This is a genomic window from Ruegeria sp. C2 (assembly GCF_056537765.1).
On sequence record NZ_JBQFRZ010000003.1, the window covers coordinates 382,272 to 398,486 of the forward strand.

General features: G+C 56.8%; 11 protein-coding genes. 1 reads left to right on the forward strand and 10 read right to left on the reverse strand.

Features of this window, described 5'->3' with window-relative positions; translation table 11 throughout:
• The first annotated feature begins 3 nt into the window (after window positions 1–3).
• Window positions 4–2,067 (forward strand): hemopexin repeat-containing protein, encoded by a 2,064-nt coding sequence (locus ACR0IV_RS13975; RefSeq protein WP_480658619.1) that lies wholly within the window; start codon window positions 4–6, stop codon window positions 2,065–2,067.
• A gap of 313 nt (window positions 2,068–2,380) precedes the next feature.
• Here the strand turns inward: ACR0IV_RS13975 and ACR0IV_RS13980 are convergent, their stop codons facing one another.
• The 10 genes from ACR0IV_RS13980 to ACR0IV_RS14025 form a co-directional block, all read right to left on the reverse strand.
• Complete coding sequence (locus tag ACR0IV_RS13980) at window positions 2,381–4,093, reverse strand: ABC transporter ATP-binding protein (RefSeq protein WP_480658618.1); 1,713 nt, start codon at window positions 4,091–4,093, stop codon at window positions 2,381–2,383.
• 4 nt (window positions 4,094–4,097) lie between these two features.
• The gene (locus ACR0IV_RS13985) at window positions 4,098–5,048 is read right to left on the reverse strand and encodes an ABC transporter permease (protein WP_480471981.1); all 951 of its coding nucleotides are present in this window, start codon (window positions 5,046–5,048) and stop codon (window positions 4,098–4,100) included.
• Window positions 5,045–6,022: an ABC transporter permease gene (locus tag ACR0IV_RS13990; RefSeq protein WP_480471982.1), complete on the reverse strand. Its 978-nt coding sequence runs from the start codon at window positions 6,020–6,022 to the stop codon at window positions 5,045–5,047. Before ACR0IV_RS13990 ends, ACR0IV_RS13985 begins: the two co-directional genes overlap by 4 nt.
• An 88-nt stretch (window positions 6,023–6,110) precedes the next feature.
• Window positions 6,111–7,676 carry an ABC transporter substrate-binding protein gene (locus tag ACR0IV_RS13995; protein WP_480658617.1) on the reverse strand — a complete coding sequence of 522 codons (1,566 nt, stop codon included), beginning with the start codon at window positions 7,674–7,676 and terminating at the stop codon, window positions 6,111–6,113.
• Between the two features lie 149 nt (window positions 7,677–7,825).
• Window positions 7,826–9,406 carry an ABC transporter substrate-binding protein gene (locus ACR0IV_RS14000; RefSeq protein WP_480658615.1) on the reverse strand — a complete coding sequence of 527 codons (1,581 nt, stop codon included), beginning with the start codon at window positions 9,404–9,406 and terminating at the stop codon, window positions 7,826–7,828.
• Window positions 9,407–9,521: 115 nt separating this feature from the next.
• Window positions 9,522–11,612 carry an alginate lyase family protein gene (locus ACR0IV_RS14005; RefSeq protein ID WP_480692703.1) on the reverse strand — a complete coding sequence of 697 codons (2,091 nt, stop codon included), beginning with the start codon at window positions 11,610–11,612 and terminating at the stop codon, window positions 9,522–9,524.
• A gap of 511 nt (window positions 11,613–12,123) precedes the next feature.
• Complete coding sequence (locus tag ACR0IV_RS14010) at window positions 12,124–13,128, reverse strand: LacI family DNA-binding transcriptional regulator (protein ID WP_480658612.1); 1,005 nt, start codon at window positions 13,126–13,128, stop codon at window positions 12,124–12,126.
• A gap of 5 nt (window positions 13,129–13,133) precedes the next feature.
• Complete coding sequence (locus tag ACR0IV_RS14015; RefSeq protein ID WP_480658611.1) at window positions 13,134–14,303, reverse strand: dihydrodipicolinate synthase family protein; 1,170 nt, start codon at window positions 14,301–14,303, stop codon at window positions 13,134–13,136.
• A gap of 4 nt (window positions 14,304–14,307) precedes the next feature.
• Complete coding sequence (locus ACR0IV_RS14020) at window positions 14,308–14,616, reverse strand: Dabb family protein (RefSeq protein WP_480658610.1); 309 nt, start codon at window positions 14,614–14,616, stop codon at window positions 14,308–14,310.
• Between the two features lie 2 nt (window positions 14,617–14,618).
• Window positions 14,619–16,205 carry a GMC family oxidoreductase gene (locus ACR0IV_RS14025; RefSeq protein WP_480658609.1) on the reverse strand — a complete coding sequence of 529 codons (1,587 nt, stop codon included), beginning with the start codon at window positions 16,203–16,205 and terminating at the stop codon, window positions 14,619–14,621.
• Between the last annotated feature and the right edge of the window lie 10 nt (window positions 16,206–16,215).

Here is a 16,215-nt window from a genome sequence, read left to right on the forward strand (position 1 = left end):
GCCATGGCAAACGAGCGTCTGATCAACACCGTTTCGGTTGGCATCGTCTATGTCGGAAACACCGATGAATATCGCATCACCGATGAGGAGCGCGTTCATATCGCGGCAGAGGTGCAGGAAGGTCTTGAAGATCTGGCATCCAATGAGCCGGCTGCCAATATCGAATGGATTTACGGCCATCTCAACGTCAATATCTCTGGCTATGTACCGTGGGAGGGTGCCCGTTGGCCAGGCTGGCCCGAAACCTGGTATCGTGGCCCCGACGCCCTGCTGTGGTCCGATCCGAATGACAAGATTTATTGCTTCAAGGGTAGCCAGTACATTCGCATCGACCCGGCAAATGGCTGGCAAGTGGACTCGGGTTATCCCAAACCGATCGCAGGCAACTGGCCAGGCTGGCCCGCCAATTTCACCTCAGGTATCAGCGCCGCGCTGTGGAGTGATCCCAACGACAAAATCTATGTATTCAAAGGCGATGAGTATATCCGCATCGATCCCTCAAATGGCTGGCAAGTAGACTCGGGTTATCCCAAGCCGATTGCCGGTAACTGGCCCGGACTCGATGCAGAGTTTGCCGCAGGGTTTGACTCGTGCCTTTATGCAAAAGCGAATGACAAGGTCTATTTCTTCAAGAAATATCCGGGCGAGCCACCAAAGTATGTGCGCATTGACCCCGCGAATGGTTGGAACATGGATGCCGGATATCCCAAACCGGTCGCCGGAAACTGGCCGGGTCTTGATGAGGTCTTTACCGGTTCGGGCAAAGGACCGGCCGCAGCGCTGTGGGGTGAGCCCAATGGAAAGATCTATCTTTTCACGGACGACAACACAGGCTGGGCCAGGATTGTCGGACGGTATGTGCGGATTGACCCTTCAAACGGCTGGCAAGTCGATGATGGATATCCCAAGCCAATCGGATTGAGCGCAGGCGAAGCCGAAGCGCTGTGGCGCGATCCGGCCTTAACCCAACTCGGCTTCGATCCGGGAGGGGACGGTATCAACCAGATATCAGACTTTTTCCAGAACGGTGCCGGAGCTCAATACGGCTATGTTGCATTCTTCACGAAGTTCCCGGCCGTTTGGGCCGCATACGCTGGCGGCAAACGCGTGATGATGCGAAAGGGGGGAACCCCGGGCGCGATATCGTTCCTTGACTGGACGTCGATTGACCGCGTTTTTGCACATGAGACGGGGCACATATTCGGTGCGCCAGATGAATACGGATCGTCAGGCTGTAATTGCACCTCGATACACGGGCGCTTTATCAAAGACGTCAATGGCAACTGCGCCAATTGTGCAGATCCATTGGTGTCCTGTGTCATGCGTTCGGGTGCCCCTAGCCAGGCTTGCGATTTCACACATGCCCATCTTGGCTGGCGTGCATTCCTGACGGGGCTGGGTGCTGGTTTCTACAGCTTTCCCAACGACAAGATCTACATGTTCTCAAAGGGTTACTATGCGCGCTATACCGGCTTCGATCTGGACACGGACTATCCCAAGCAGATGGACGGGAACTGCGTGGGCAACTGGCCGGGCGTTCCCGAGTCTTTCTATGACCTCGACGCTGCGACCTACACGCGCAAAAACCACAGGGTCTATTTCTTCAAGGATGATCAGTATATCCGGATCAATCCTTCAAACGGCTGGCGCGTGGACGCGGACTATCCCAAGCCCATAGCAGGCAACTGGCCCGGAGTTGACGGGACATTTGCAAACAGCGTTGACGCCGTTCTGGAGAGTGTGCCCAACGACAAGGTTTATTTCTTTAAGGGCAACCAATACCTGCGGATTGATCCGAACAACGGATGGCAAGTCGATGACGGTTATCCAAAACCCATTGCGGGCAACTGGCCGGGCTGGCCCTCTCATTTCAACCAGGGTATCGACGCCATCCTTTGGAGCGAAACGAACCAACGGATCTATGCGTTCCGGGGCACCCAGTACATTCGCATCAATCCCTCTGCGGGGTGGAATGTGGATCCCGGATATCCCCGCTGGATCAACAAGAATTGGATGCCGTTCCCCGAGAAGCATGAGATTGGCTTGGGTATTGGTGTCGTCGGCTGAGGTCCACACCCGTTTCGTGGTGAATCTTAACGAGGTCTGGGTTGTCTGTTGATTGCCCAGATCGTTTGTTCTGGCAAATGTGGCCGCGAATATCGGTTGAAAAACGCATACACAACCGCACCGATACTTTCGATCACCGAGAAAGTGTCTAGGTGGCTTTGATCGAGGCTCGGCTGCCGTCGGCAGGCCATAATAAGTTGATGGCATCACCTGGGGGCAATTGACGTCTGAGAAACGACCATCCGAGTTACCTGAAATCCGAGCGTCAAGAGCACGTAAGAGGTTGGAAGCCAATCTGACTTCGTTGTCGCCTCTAGCCCTCGAGCGCGCCCAGGCCATCGGTTGACAGGTCGTCCAGCTTGGGCATCAACCGCAGCAACTCGCGCGCGTAATCGGTTTGCGGGCTGGCGAATAAGTCGCTGGTTTCCTGAATCTCGACCATCTGGCCCTGCTTCATCACGGCCACCCGGTCGCACATCTGGCGCACCACTGGCAGGTCGTGGCTGATAAACAGCATCGTCAGACCGAGATGCTCCTGCAGATCCTTCAAGATATTCAGAATCTGTGCCTGGATCGAGACATCCAGCGCGCTGGTCGGCTCATCGCAGATCAGGAAACGGGGCTGTGTGGCCAGCGCGCGGGCGATCGAGATACGTTGGCGTTGCCCCCCCGAAAACTCATGCGGGTATTTCTGACCGGCCTCGTGCCCAAGCCCCACCTGATCCAGCAGCTCATCCACGCGTCGTTTGATGTCCGCGCCGTCCATCAGCCGGTGATGGCGGATCGGCTCGGCCACGATCTCATCCACCCGCATCCGAGGGTTGAGAGAGGAATACGGATCCTGAAAGATCATCTGGATATTCTTGCGGTATTCGTCCTGAACCGCACGATTACTCAGGTCGCTGACCCGCTGGCCCTGAAAGTCGATAGTGCCGCCATCTACCGGATAAAGCCCCGCGATCATCCGCGCAACGGTGGACTTGCCCGAACCAGACTCGCCGACCACGCCGAACACCTCTCCGGCCTGAATATCAAAGCTGACATTATCTACGGCTGTAAAATACGTCCGATCCCACGGCAGCAACCCGCGCCGTTGCAGGAACTTCTTGGTCAGGTTGCGGATCTCAAAAACCGGCTTGCTGGTGTCGTTGTCCACCTTGGGCCAATGGCGCGCCATATCCTCGATGGCAAAGCGCGTCTCACGACCACCATAGCTGATTTGGGGGAAACGGTGCAGCTTCAACGTCGGGCGCGGCACGGCGGCAATCAGGGACTTGGTGTATTCGTGCTGTGGCTGCCCCATCACCTGCGCGGTAGTACCGCTTTCGACCACCTTACCCGCATACATCACGGTTACCCGGTCGGTCGTATCAGCGATCACGCCCATATCATGGGTGATCAGGATGACCCCAACCTGACGTTCTTGCGCCAGCTCCTTGATCAGGTCCAGAATCTGCGCCTGGACCGAGACATCCAGCGCAGTTGTGGGCTCATCCGCGATAATCACATCCGGTTCAGTGCAAAGTGCCAAAGCAATCACCACGCGCTGCCGCATCCCGCCCGAGAATTGGTGTGGGTATTGATCCAGCCGCGTATCCGGGTCTGGGATGCCAACCCGGTCAATCAGGTCGCGCGCGCGTTTGGTTGCTTCAGCCTCGGACCCGCCCAGATGCGCTTGAATGGTTTCAACCAGTTGCTCGCGCACCGTAAACAGCGGGTTCAACGAGGTCAGCGGGTCCTGAAAGATCATTGAGATCTTCTTGCCACGCAGACTTCGCATCGCCTCGGCATCGATACCACTAATCTGGTCGCCACCCAGCTTGATCTGCCCGCTTGCGATGCGTCCTGGGCGCTCCAGCAGGCCCATAACGGCGGCACCGATGGTGGATTTACCGGCCCCGGATTCGCCCACGAGCCCGTGGATTTCACCGGGTTCTACGGAAAGACTGGCGTGATCCACCGCCGTGAACAGCTGGCGGCGGGTCGGGAATTCAACGGTGAGGTCTTGGATGGTCAGAAGGCTCATGAAATCACCGCAGTTTGGGGTTCAACGCGTCGCGCAGCCAGTCGCCCAGCAAGTTCACCGACAGGGCAAGGGCCAGCAGCGTGCAGGCCGGGAAGAACAGGATCCACCACTCACCCGAGAACAGGAACCCCTGCCCGATCCGGATGAGCGTACCCAGCGACGGCTGGGTCGGCGGTGCGCCAACACCCAGAAAGCTCAGCGTGGCTTCGGCGATAATGGCCAGCGCCAGCGAGATGGTGGCGATGACCAGAACCGGGCTGAGCACATTCGGCAGGATGTGGCGGAACATGATCGGGAACGATCCACGCCCGATCAGCCGCGCAGCCTGCACGTATTCCTTGTTTTTCTCGACCAGAGCGGCACCACGGACGACTCGTGCGAACTGCACCCAATCCGACAAGGCAATCGCGATGATCAGGACGTAGATTGCCATCTCGTCACGGTATTCCGGCGGAGTAATCCCCTTCGCGATTCCAAAGATCAGCATCGCCACTAGAATAGCGGGAAAGGTCAGCTGAACATCGGCGATCCGCATGATCAATGTCTCGATCCAGCCGCCGAAATATGCCGCGATCAGCCCCAGGATGACGCCGATGATCAGCGCCAGCAACACGGCAGAAACGCCCACGAACAGCGAGATACGCAAGCCGTAGAGGATGGTCGAAAACACATCGCGCCCTTGATCATCGGTGCCCAGCAGGAAGGTCTCTTGCGTGAACGCATTAGGCGTGCCGGGCGGTGTGAATCCATTCATCAGGTTCAACGTTGCGGGATCAAACGGGTTATACGGCGCAATCAACGGGGCAAAGACTGCCGCCAGCACCAGAACAACCACGACCAGCGATGCAATTACAGCCACCGGAGAATGTCGAAACGACCAGGCAAAGTCGCTGTCCCAGAACTTCGCCATGCGCGATTTGGGAGCTGATTTCGAGGTTTCCATCGTGTCGGTCATGTGGCCCTCGCGTCGACACGCAAGCGCGGGTCAATAGCATAATAAAGAAGATCGACAATCAGGTTGATCGTCACGAACATCACCGAGATCAGCATCAGATATGCAGCCATGACCGGGATATCCACGAACTGGATCGCGTTGATAAACAACAGACCCACTCCGGGCCATTGGAACACCGTCTCGGTAATGATGGCGAAGGCGATGATCGACCCCAGTTGCAGACCCGTGATGGTGATCACCGGCACCAGAGTATTCTTCAGCGCGTGGCGGAAATTGATCACCCGATCCGACAGTCCCCGAGCGCGGGCAAAGCGGACGTAATCAGCGCGCAGCACCTCCAGCATTTCGGAGCGGACCAGTCGCATAATCAGTGTCATCTGATAAAGGCCGAGCGTGATCGCAGGCAATATCAACGCTTTCAAACCGGACGCTGTCAGAAACCCGGTGGACCAACTGCCAATCATAACGGTCTCGCCCCTCCCGAAGCTGGGCAGCAAATCAAGCTCGACCGAGAAGACATAGATCAGCAGGATACCTATGAGGAACGTAGGCAGCGAAACCCCGATCAAGGAAACCGTCATGATCACATTCGCAGCAATTCCTTGTCGTCGGATCGCCGTGAAGACACCGAGACCGATGCCAATCGTAATCGCGAGAAAGCCCGAGACAAAGGCAAGCTCCAGTGTCGCCGGAGCCCGTTCGACCAGAATTGTCGACACTGGACGCCCCTGTCGATAGGAGACGCCGAAATTACCTTGAACCGCGCCTTGCAGGAACTTGGCATATTGCACCACAAAGGGTTGATCCAACCCAAGCTCGGTCCTCAGACGGTCGATGTCAGCTTGCGTGCGCTCTTGACCAAGCATGTTGTCGATCGGGTCGCCGACAAAGCGAAACATCGAGAATGCAACCAGCCCCACGACCAAGAGCACGATCACGGACTGGAACATCCTGCGGACGATATATGCGAACATTCGTTTCCCTCGTTGATCGGTCTCTCTAGGCCGCCTTTGACCAAATGGTCAAGAGAGCGCTATCAACCCGATGCGACGTTGCCGTCGATCAGTTCACCGTCACCCATCGGAGCAGGAAGAAGTTATCCGGGCGCTGCGTGACCTCGACATTGCTGCGCGTCCCCCAGACCAGCGGCTGAACATACATAGGTACGTAGACCTGTTCGTCCTGATAGATTTGCGTGACCTCATCCAGCATGGCCTGACGTTTGGCCTGATCCAACTCGGACTGGATCATCGGCAGCAATTCATCGACACGTGCATTCGAGAAACCACCAAAATTCCAGCTGCCCAGCTTTTTCTCTTCGTTCGGGGTTGCGACAAGGAACCGGACCGGATGCTCGGCGTCAAAAGTGCCCGGACTCCACCCCAGCAGGTACATATCGTAGTTGTCCTCGCGCAGTTCCGGCCAGTAGTTGCGCACCGGCATGGCATCGAGTTCCGCTGTGATCCCGATTTGGGCCAGCATACCAACAACAGCCTGACAGACAGCCTCATCATTCAGATAGCGGTCATTGGGGCATTTCAGTCCGAACGAAAACCCGTCGGAGTAACCTGCCTCGGCTAACAGTGCTTTGGCGGCTTCGACATCAAACGCGGGACGATCCGCGTTGGCCTCGGAATATCCGCTCATGGCGGGGCTAACGAGCTGCGAGGCGGGCTCGGCATTGCCGCGCATAATGGTGGCCAGAATCGCATCAACATTCACCGCCTGAGCCACTGCCTGGCGCACGCGCGCATCACGGAACGGGTTCGGCTTGCCGGCATCATCGGTGTATTTCAGAGCCTCGGCCTCATGATCAAAGCCCAGCATGATCACGCGCGCTTCGATACCCTGAATGACATCGACCTCAGCATTCTGCTGCAGTCTGGCCACATCCTGAATCGGCACCGGATTGATCATATCGACATCGCCTGAAAGCAATGCAGCAACGGCAGTGGCGGGATTCTGGATCGGATTGAACTCGGCGCGGGTAATGTTGTGTTCGACCTCACCCCACCAGCCATCAAACGGTTCCAGCACTGTCTTCAGCCCCGGCTCCCGCTCGGTCACCTTGAACGCACCTGTGCCATTGGCGTTGATCGTTGCGTAATTGCCGGTCTCTTTGTCGGGCACAACCGCATCGTTGGCTTCGGTCCAGCCCTGATCCACGATCATCCAGTTTGCAATCGACGACGGAAACAGCGGGTTGGGTGCAGTGGTCATGATATCGACAGTGTAGTCATCAACCACGATCACGTCGCTGACGGGCGCAAACCAACTGCGCGTGTCTGCGGCCTCGCCCGAGGCGCGCTCATAGCTAAACAATACATCCTGCGCGTCAAAGCTGCTGCCGTCATGAAAGGTCACACCTTCGCGCAGTTTGAAACGCCAGCCTTCACCGTCGCCAATCGCTTCCCAACTGACGGCCAATGCGGGCTCAACGCTCATATCCTTGCCTCGACGGACGAGCCCTTCGTAGACATTGTTCAGAAACCCGAGCACCGGGGCCGAGTTGACCGCGTGCGGGTCCATGGTCTGAGGATCAGTGGTCGAGGCCCATTTGAACTCGGCTGCTTGCACGGTACCGGCCAGCAACATAGTCAGGCCGATGGCGCTGTTCCTGAGGATCATGACGATTACTCCCTGTTTATGGATCAGAGCTTCGTGGTTTTTGGCTGGTGCGTAAAGGAATTCTCACATTGAGATCACGCGCCCGTTACCATCGGAGACATGGAAGCAGGGCGCGAAATCGCGCCCTGCCCTGCATCCTGAGAGATGCCTTAGTTCATTTCGAAGTATTTGATCTTCGGCGAGTCTTCCGGCTCAACGATGGTGCCGACACCGGACTTCATACCCCAGTTCAGCACCTGATGGTGGATCGGGATATAAAGTTGCTCGTCCTGAACAACCTGCCAGATGTCCGCAATCTGCTGATCACGTGCGGGCAGATCAGTTTCCGAGGCCAATGCTACGATCTTGGCGTCCAGATCCGGGTTGGAATAGCGCGTGCCGTTCCACGAGCCGTATTTCTCACCCTTTGAGTGTACCAGGAAGTTGAAGATGTATTCAGAGTCATAGGTCGGAACACCCCAGCCCAGCATATAGAAGTCGGTCTCGAGATTGTTGATCAGCGGGAAGTGCTGCGCCTTCGGTTTGGCATCCAGATTCACGGTGATCCCGATCTGGGCCAGCATACCGACCGCCGCCTGACAGATCGCCTCATCATTGATGTAGCGGTCATTCGGGCAGTTCAACGTCAGCGAGAAACCATCAGGATAGCCTGCTTCGGCCATAAGCGCCTTGGCGCCCTCGATGTCGGTCGATGACGACGCATCCATACCCGCATCCCAACCATTCACGAACGGGGGTGAAATCATGCCCGCCGGAGCAGACTGGCCACGCATCACAACCTGTTTGATCGCATCGCGGTTGATTGCCTTGGACATCGCCTGACGCACCCGGACATCTGCGAGCGGGTTCGCGCCGTCAACACTATCCGAGGACAGATCGGCATCACCCATGTTCATGCCGAAGAAGATCACCCGGTTCTGCGGCGCTGTGCGCACATCCAGACCGTCGGTTCCGGCCACACGCTCAAGATCCTGCACCGGTACGTCCTGAATGAAATCCACTTCGCCCGACAGCAGGGCGGCAACACGGGTCGCGGCGTTCTGGATTGGCGTATAGATGATTTCAGTCACCTGAAGCGGGAACTCGTCCTTACCCCAATAGTTCTCATTGGCGCTCAAAACGGTCTTCACGTCGGGTTCGCGGCTGACCAGCTTGTACGGGCCGGTTCCGTTTGCGTTCTTGGCCGCAAAGGTATCTTCACCGCCCTCATAATCCTGAACCTTCACAGCATTGTTCGCCTCGGCCCAATCCTTGTCCATCATGAACATGTTGGTCAGGTTGTTGGGCATGATCGGGTTCGGACCGTCAGTTTCGATCTCAACCGTGAACTTGTCCGGCGCGCGCACCTCTTTCACTGAGGCTAACAGTTCCTTGTAATCCGAATCCGGCGTCATCGCGCGATTCAGCGAGAAGACAACGTCCTCACTGTCAAATCCGGCACCATCGTGAAAGGTGACGCCTTCGCGTAGTTTGAACACCCAGACATTCGGGTTTTCTTCGGATGGTGCCCATTCAGTCGCTAACGACGGAACCAGCGCACCGGAGTGATCGCGCATCACCAGCGTTTCCATGATCTGGTGCGCCATGGCCGAGGTCGGGCCTTCATTCTGGGCGTGCGGGTCCAGCGTCAATGCGTCACCGGCACGGGCCCATCGCAGAGTCTCGGCCGAAGCACCGGCTGCAATCATCGCCGTGGCACTTGCGGCAAGCATAAGTGTTTTGAATGACATACGTCGTCTCCCCTGTGTTGTTTTGACCGCATTTGACTGCGGCTGACCGGATTTTCCGGTACTCATGCCAACGCATCATCCAGATCATTTTTCGAGTTGCAACACCCGATTGTGATCAAAGAGGCCTGCCATAGCCACGCGCCAGACGCCAGAAAGGCGGGATACCGTCATGGGGATAATAGCAGGCCGGGGCTTCTTCAGACTGAAGGATCCCCTGCCCGGTCCGATGCCGTAACGTTGCGTCAATGGGGACCAGGCGCGCGAACTCGAAGGGTTCGATCTGCTCGTGCTTCCAGCCTTCGACGGATTGTTTGAGTAGCTGACGCATGGCGACAACCAACCTCTCTGCCGCATCACTGCTCCAGGGTTGCAACCCGGTCCCTTCCAGCAGATTGAAAAGGTTGATCCAGCTTTGCAGGTTGTACGCGCAATAATGCTGGGTCAGCGTGCGGGTCATTTCATGAGGCTGTTCACCATCATCGGTAATACTGCCGAGAATCCGCGCCTGTGCTCGCAGGTTGATCCGCTGCAATGCGGTTTTATCCCCCAGGAAAGCCGCCAGCGACGCCGCCTGCAGGTCGTAACACGTACCGTGGTTGTTCTTCGCCCGACGCTCACCCTGCCCCTGTTCGCTATCGCTTAACCACGCAAAGAACTCGGCGCACCAATCGCGCACCCCCGCGCTGAGTTCCGAATTGCCCAGCATCCGCACCGCATCGAGGAAGAAGTAGAAATCCTTCGTTTCGATCAGGCCGTGTGCCAACCCCTTGTCGCCTTTGTGCCCTAACCGGACCTGCGCGTAGTCCAGATTCGGGTTCATTCTGGTCGCCGGATCGATAAACCAGGTTTCAACCAAACGCGTAGCATGATCCGCATAGCGACTATCACCAGTGAGCCTGGAAGTCAGCGCCAAAGCAATCGAGTCGTCAAAGAGCCTCTGCAACCGTGTCCGGTCAAATCGGTCACTCTCTTTCTCGTATAGTTGCGTGCCAGGCACTCGTTCCCCGTCCCGGAACACATAGGGCCGTCCGTCCTTTTTCTTTGGGTTGGGCCACCAGTAAGGCGACGGATGAAAATAGTCGTGAATGTCCCCGCTGGGACCAGGTTCGGGTTTATCGGTGACCGAAAATGGGCCACGGGTCAGAGCGTCCTCGGCTGCGTCCCGTAACGCGTTAAGATCGGCATCCTTCAACGCGTCGAGCCGAGCCTGATCGTAAAACACGGTTGCGCCGTCGGTATGGGTCTCTTCCATGCGACGCGCTTCAAGCATGTCCAACGTGGCGCAGATCGCCTCATTCCTGGCTGTGCCGCGATTGATAAGGGTCTTAACCCCTTTTTGCTCCAACTTGGCCTGTCCGGAAAACAAACGCGCCACCCAGCCGGCATATCCCACGCGATGGCCTTCCGCGCTAACCTTGCGAGGCGGAAGATCGAAGCTCTCCAGGGGCCAGTCCTGCCAGGGTCCGGGTATGCCCAGATGGACAAACAGTTCGACCTTGGGACGCCGCCCATAAGGGTGCTCTTCATCAAACCGAAGTGGCGCGTCACATCGAAAGGCCATTTGCGGCTCTTCGTTTGCCTCGGGTTTGGCAGAGTTCTGAAGCAGCTCCTCATTGTTCTGCATGCGTGCCATCGGCACACAGAAATACCGCTTATCTCGCTGAGAGATAATATCTTCGCGCACAGCCCCCCAGGCGCTTTGGGTAAAGAAACAGTTCCCATCAAATGGCAGCGCCCACTTGGCGTGTTCCAAGCAGAACTCCAGCGCCTGATTGCGCGCGCCGTTGTTGTTCATCACGTAGTTATTGCGCGCCCGGTAAGCCTGCGTGATCATTTTGTTTCGGGCTTCACCATCCAGCCGTTCAAGCGTTCCGTCGGCAAAAACTATCGGGTCTTCGAAGGGTGCAAAATCATATCCGATTGCCTGCAGCTCTGCCGGATTGAAAGGAATGCGCAGATATTTCTGATTATGTGCCTCAAGCAGGGCCATAAGCTCTGCCTCCGCTTCAGGATCGACGATTCGATTCAGAATCCAGAGCTTTGTGCAATCCTTCAGCTCCGGCTCGTTTTCAAGAATGAAACTGACGTTTTCCCGCGATTGACCGGCCTTGTGACGTGGCACAAGATCGTTTCCAATTACCCGACACAGAGCAAAGGTGTCAGGTCGACTTTCAATCAGCGTTTCCTCAGCTTCATCAGACTGCACCGGTTCCACCGATGACAAATTGCCGGCAACATCCCCCATTTTTTGCGTGGATCGTCGAGGTGACTTTTTCTTACGGCGCCATACAAAAAAGAAAATCGGCAGCAGTATCGGTGAAAGCAGGACAAGAACCGGCGAGAGCAGAATCAAAACACGATTGCGCAGCCGTTTGCGCCGCTCGCGTTCCTTCAAGGACAGTGGGGGTTTACCAGTTACATTGTTCTGACTTTTCGTCACGGGATAGACTGCCATTCTAAACGTTCTACCCGGCAGTGCGGCGCGATGCGTTACAGCGGGAATTCAATCCTCTCCCCATAACCTCTACCCGATCAAACAAGCAACAGCACGCAAAGGATCGCCTTCGCGCTGCCCATAAGCGATATGGTGGCCGAAAATCCTCGCGACCCAGCTAGAATGGCTTGCACTAGGCGGTCCGCCCAAGAATGGCATCGTCACTAAGGAGATCGTGCGGCAAGCGCTCGACGTCCGGGTTCAATTTCTGAACTTTTCCGGCTCAAGAACCGCGTGTCGTCTGCCTGAGTACGAGCCGTACCGGTGTACGCAGGCAATGTTGGGGTTTGGTTGTGCCCTGTAGCCAGCCAACAATCATATCGGCAATCTTCTCTCCAAACCCATGAACACCGCAATGCACTGTGGAGAGCGCAGGCCAATATTCCGAAGCCTCTGCGATGTCGTCAAACCCGATCATCTGAAAATCCGCGCCAATCTGTCTTTGCGCTTCGTGACAGGCGTTGATCATCCCGAATGCAACGAGATCATTGAAACAAACTGCTGCGTCGCAATCTGGCTGATCTGCGAACAGCTGAACGGCCGCGGTATGCCCAAACACGCGGCTGCTGCGGCCAGTTAATACGAGCGGGGCCAGACCGTTTTCTTCCATCACTTCCAGGTATCCAGAATACCTTTCATGAGTAACCTTACGCCCTTCCAACCCGCCGACAAACGCAATTTTCTTTGCCCCGGTTTCAATGAGGTGTCGCGTCGCGATGCGCCCGCCTTCGGTATAGTCCGGCGCAATGAATGGGAAAGTTTTTGTGTTGCTCTCGACCTGACGCAGGACTTGCATCAGAGGTATGCCCGCCCGTTCAACGGCGGCAAATGTTCGGGATACATCCCCATAAGCCGGGGACACGATCAAAGCCGACACGCCATGTTCCAGCATCGCGCCAATGACCTGATCCTGAAGCGCGGGGTCTTCATTGGTGTTGGCTACGACCACCGCATAGCCACGAGAGCCCAACGCCATCTGCAATGATGTCGCAAACTCCGTGAAGAACGGGTTGGTCAGATCGTTGATCACCAAACCAATGAGAGCGGTTCCGGTCGAGCGCAGATTTGCAGCCGACCGGTTGTAGACATAACCGATCTCTTTCATGGCAGCGTGCACCAGCGTCCGGGTTTCGGACTTCACCTGAGCGCTGCCTTGCAGGACAAGACTGACTGTCGATTTCGAAACGCCTGCCTTTCTGGCCACATCTATGATCGTCGGTCTTCGCATTCAGATTATTGTTCAACTCCGTGCAGGTTCAGCAACGTGATCATCCGTGCTTTAGCCAGTTCCGGATCCGAGAGCAAACCAGCCTTATCCGCAAGCCGGAAGACCTCTGCATAGTGGCAAATGTCACGACTGGACTGGAAACCGCCGGGCAGAATGAAGTGAGACTGCGCGCTGTTCAGCCAGGACAGATAGGCGATCCCGGCCTTGTAGAACTGAGTCGGTGCTTTGAAAACCTCGCGGCTCAGGGGCACCGTCGGCGCAAACAGCGCCTGATAGCGGTCCATTTCACCCAATGCGAGCGCCTCAAGTGCCTGACTTGCCGCCGGCGCAATCGCCGCGAAGATACCAAGCAAAGCGTGCGAGAAATGCGTACCATCTCCGGCAATCAGGTCGGCATAGTTGAAATCGTCACCAGTATAGAGGCGCACGTTGGGCGGAAGCCGGGTGCGAAAGGCTTCTTCATGGGTCTGATCCAGCAGGGATATCTTGATCCCGTCTACTTTGTCCGGGTTTTCGTTGATCAGGTTCAGAACAAAATCGCTGGCCGCGGCGACGTCCTTGTGACCCCAATAGCCCGTTAGCGCGGGATCAAACATATCCCCCAGCCAATGCAGGATCACGGGCTCAGCCGCCCCATCGATCAACACCCGATAAACGTCATGATACACGTCGGGGCCGGCATCAATTGCCGGGAAAGCACGCGATGCCATCAGGATCAACTGGCCGCCTGCGGCCTCGATCGCTTCGGCCTGATGCTCATAGGCGGACAAAATCTCACCCGCAGTGTTCAGCGCGCTCAGCGGAAGATGATCGGTCCCTGCCCCGCATGCAACGCGGGGCGACAACGGGTGCGCACGGGCCGCCTGCATCGTGCGCTGAATTAGCTCCAGCGCGGTTTCCCAATCGACGCCCATGCCTCGCTGCGCCGTGTCCATCGCTTCGGCCAGCCCCAGACCCTGATCCCAAAGCCCCTGCCGGAATTGCAGCGTGGCATCCCAATCCACAGCGGGGCGTCCATCCCAGGGGTTCCGCTCGGCCAGTGGGTCCGAGACCACATGTGCGGCGGTAAAGGCCGTGCGTGTCAGCGGCACTTTAGGCGCACGTGGCACCAATGGCGTTCCGCTCAAAGTGTACGGCTGTAGTTGCCCGTCGAGATTCGGCAGTATCAGAGTCATCGCCTCACACCTCCAGATCCAGCACCAGAATGCCGTCGATCCCGCCGACGGCATTTTCGACTAGCTGTGCGCCCAATGTTTTGTGGATCTTGTTGTTTTGATAGGTTTCAAGCGCGGTCCAATCGTCAAAATCGATTACGAAACCGTGCATATAGCCGCGCTCAATCTGTTCAGGACTTTCACTGCGGCCACCGGTAAATCCGCTTGCGCCTGGCAGGGTCTCGGACAGGTCTGCGAGACCCGTGTAGATGGTTTCAACGGTCTCTTCCGTGACATCAGGGAGGAACTTGGTCAGTACGATATGGCGGATCATTGTCAGATACCTTGATCTTGTTTGATCATATAAGCAGCTTTCTCGCCGATCATGATGGTCGGGGCGTTGGTGTTCGAAGAATTGACCGTCGGCATGATCGAGGCATCCGCAACGCGAAGCCCTTCGATCCCGTTAAACCTCAAACGCGGATCCAAGACCGCCTCGGCATCGCTGCCCATACGACAGGTGCCTGCGCAATGATGCGAGGTTTTGGAGTGCACGCAGATGAAGTCGAAATATTCCTGTTCGGTCTGCACACCCGGCCCCGGAAGACGCTCGGCCAGGATATATGGCTTCAGCGCGTCTTGCGCGAGGATGTTCTGCACCAGTTTTAGGCCCCGTATGGACATCTCGCGATCATAAGGATCGGCCAAATAGTTGGGGTTGATCAGGGGCATCGCCGCAGGGTCAGCGCTTTGCAATCGCACGGTACCGCGTGAGCGCGGCCGCAGGAAGCAGGCATTCAGCGTGACGCCACCGTTTGGCATGGCCTCGACACCCGCTTCGATGCCGGTGCCAAGGCCCAGATGCATCTGGATATCCGGGGATCGGGCATCGGGGTCAGCATACCAGAAACCTCCCGTTTCAAAGAGACTTGAAGCGACCGGACCTTTCCGGGTGAAGATGTATTGCAACCCGGCCAGGGCCGAGAGATGCAGCTTGGCAAATCGGTCATAGGTATGCGGTCCGGTAACCTCACAGATCGAATAGAGATCCAGATGATCCTGAAGGTTCGTACCAACCTGCGGTTGATCGTGGACCGTGTTTATCCCAAGGCTTTCCAGATGGTCAGCCGGACCAATCCCCGATAGCTGCAGCAAACGCGGCGATCCGATGGCACCCGAGGATAGAATGACTTCTTTCGCAGCGGTGATCCTGTTGCCACTCATCATTTCGACGCCAATCGCGCGGCCCTTGTCCACAATGATACGACGGACCTGAGCCCCCGTGCGCACGGTCAGGTTGGATCGACTACGGTTCGGTGCGATAAAAGCCATCGCAGCGGAGGAGCGTCGCGCATTGCGCTGGGTCAATTGGTAATAGCCTGCACCGTCCTGCTTTGCGCCATTTACATCCCGCGTTTCGGGAATGCCGAGCTGCCCTGCGGCTTTGATATAGGCATCGCAAATCGGCAGAGGTGCTGCAGGCATCGAGACACCCATCGGCCCGCCTTTGCCATGGAAGTCGTTGTCATAGGTATCGTTGTCCTCGGATTTTTTGAAATAGGGCAGCACGTCGGCATAGCTCCAGCCTTCGCACCCCATTTGACGCCAGTCGTCGTAATCCTGCGCTGCCCCGCGCGTATAAATCTGCGCATTGATCGCAGAACCGCCCCCGATGACCTTGGCTTGAGTATAGTTGAAGACCTTGTTCTGCATGTGTTTTTGCGGAACGGTGGACCAGCCCCAGCTGCCAATGCCCTTGGTCATCTTGGCGAAACCTGCCGGCAAATGAAAAAACGGGTGGCGGTCTGTCGATCCGGCCTCGAGCAGCAATACTTTCGCTGCAGGCTCTTCGGACAGGCGCGCGGCAATGACCGAACCGGCCGAGCCGCCCCCGATGACAATGAAATCATACCCTTCAGACATTCTGATGTGT

Coding starts and splice junctions, on each gene's coding strand:
- ACR0IV_RS14015 (WP_480658611.1), bottom strand. CDS start 14,303: ATGACTCTGATACTGCCGAATCTCGACGGGCAACTACAGCCGTACACT.
- ACR0IV_RS13985 (WP_480471981.1), bottom strand. CDS start 5,048: ATGACCGACACGATGGAAACCTCGAAATCAGCTCCCAAATCGCGCATG.
- ACR0IV_RS14020 (WP_480658610.1), bottom strand. CDS start 14,616: ATGATCCGCCATATCGTACTGACCAAGTTCCTCCCTGATGTCACGGAA.
- ACR0IV_RS13990 (WP_480471982.1), bottom strand. CDS start 6,022: ATGTTCGCATATATCGTCCGCAGGATGTTCCAGTCCGTGATCGTGCTC.
- ACR0IV_RS13980 (WP_480658618.1), bottom strand. CDS start 4,093: ATGAGCCTTCTGACCATCCAAGACCTCACCGTTGAATTCCCGACCCGC.
- ACR0IV_RS13995 (WP_480658617.1), bottom strand. CDS start 7,676: ATGATCCTCAGGAACAGCGCCATCGGCCTGACTATGTTGCTGGCCGGT.
- ACR0IV_RS14000 (WP_480658615.1), bottom strand. CDS start 9,406: ATGTCATTCAAAACACTTATGCTTGCCGCAAGTGCCACGGCGATGATT.
- ACR0IV_RS14010 (WP_480658612.1), bottom strand. CDS start 13,128: ATGCGAAGACCGACGATCATAGATGTGGCCAGAAAGGCAGGCGTTTCG.
- ACR0IV_RS13975 (WP_480658619.1), top strand. CDS start 4: ATGGCAAACGAGCGTCTGATCAACACCGTTTCGGTTGGCATCGTCTAT.
- ACR0IV_RS14025 (WP_480658609.1), bottom strand. CDS start 16,205: ATGTCTGAAGGGTATGATTTCATTGTCATCGGGGGCGGCTCGGCCGGT.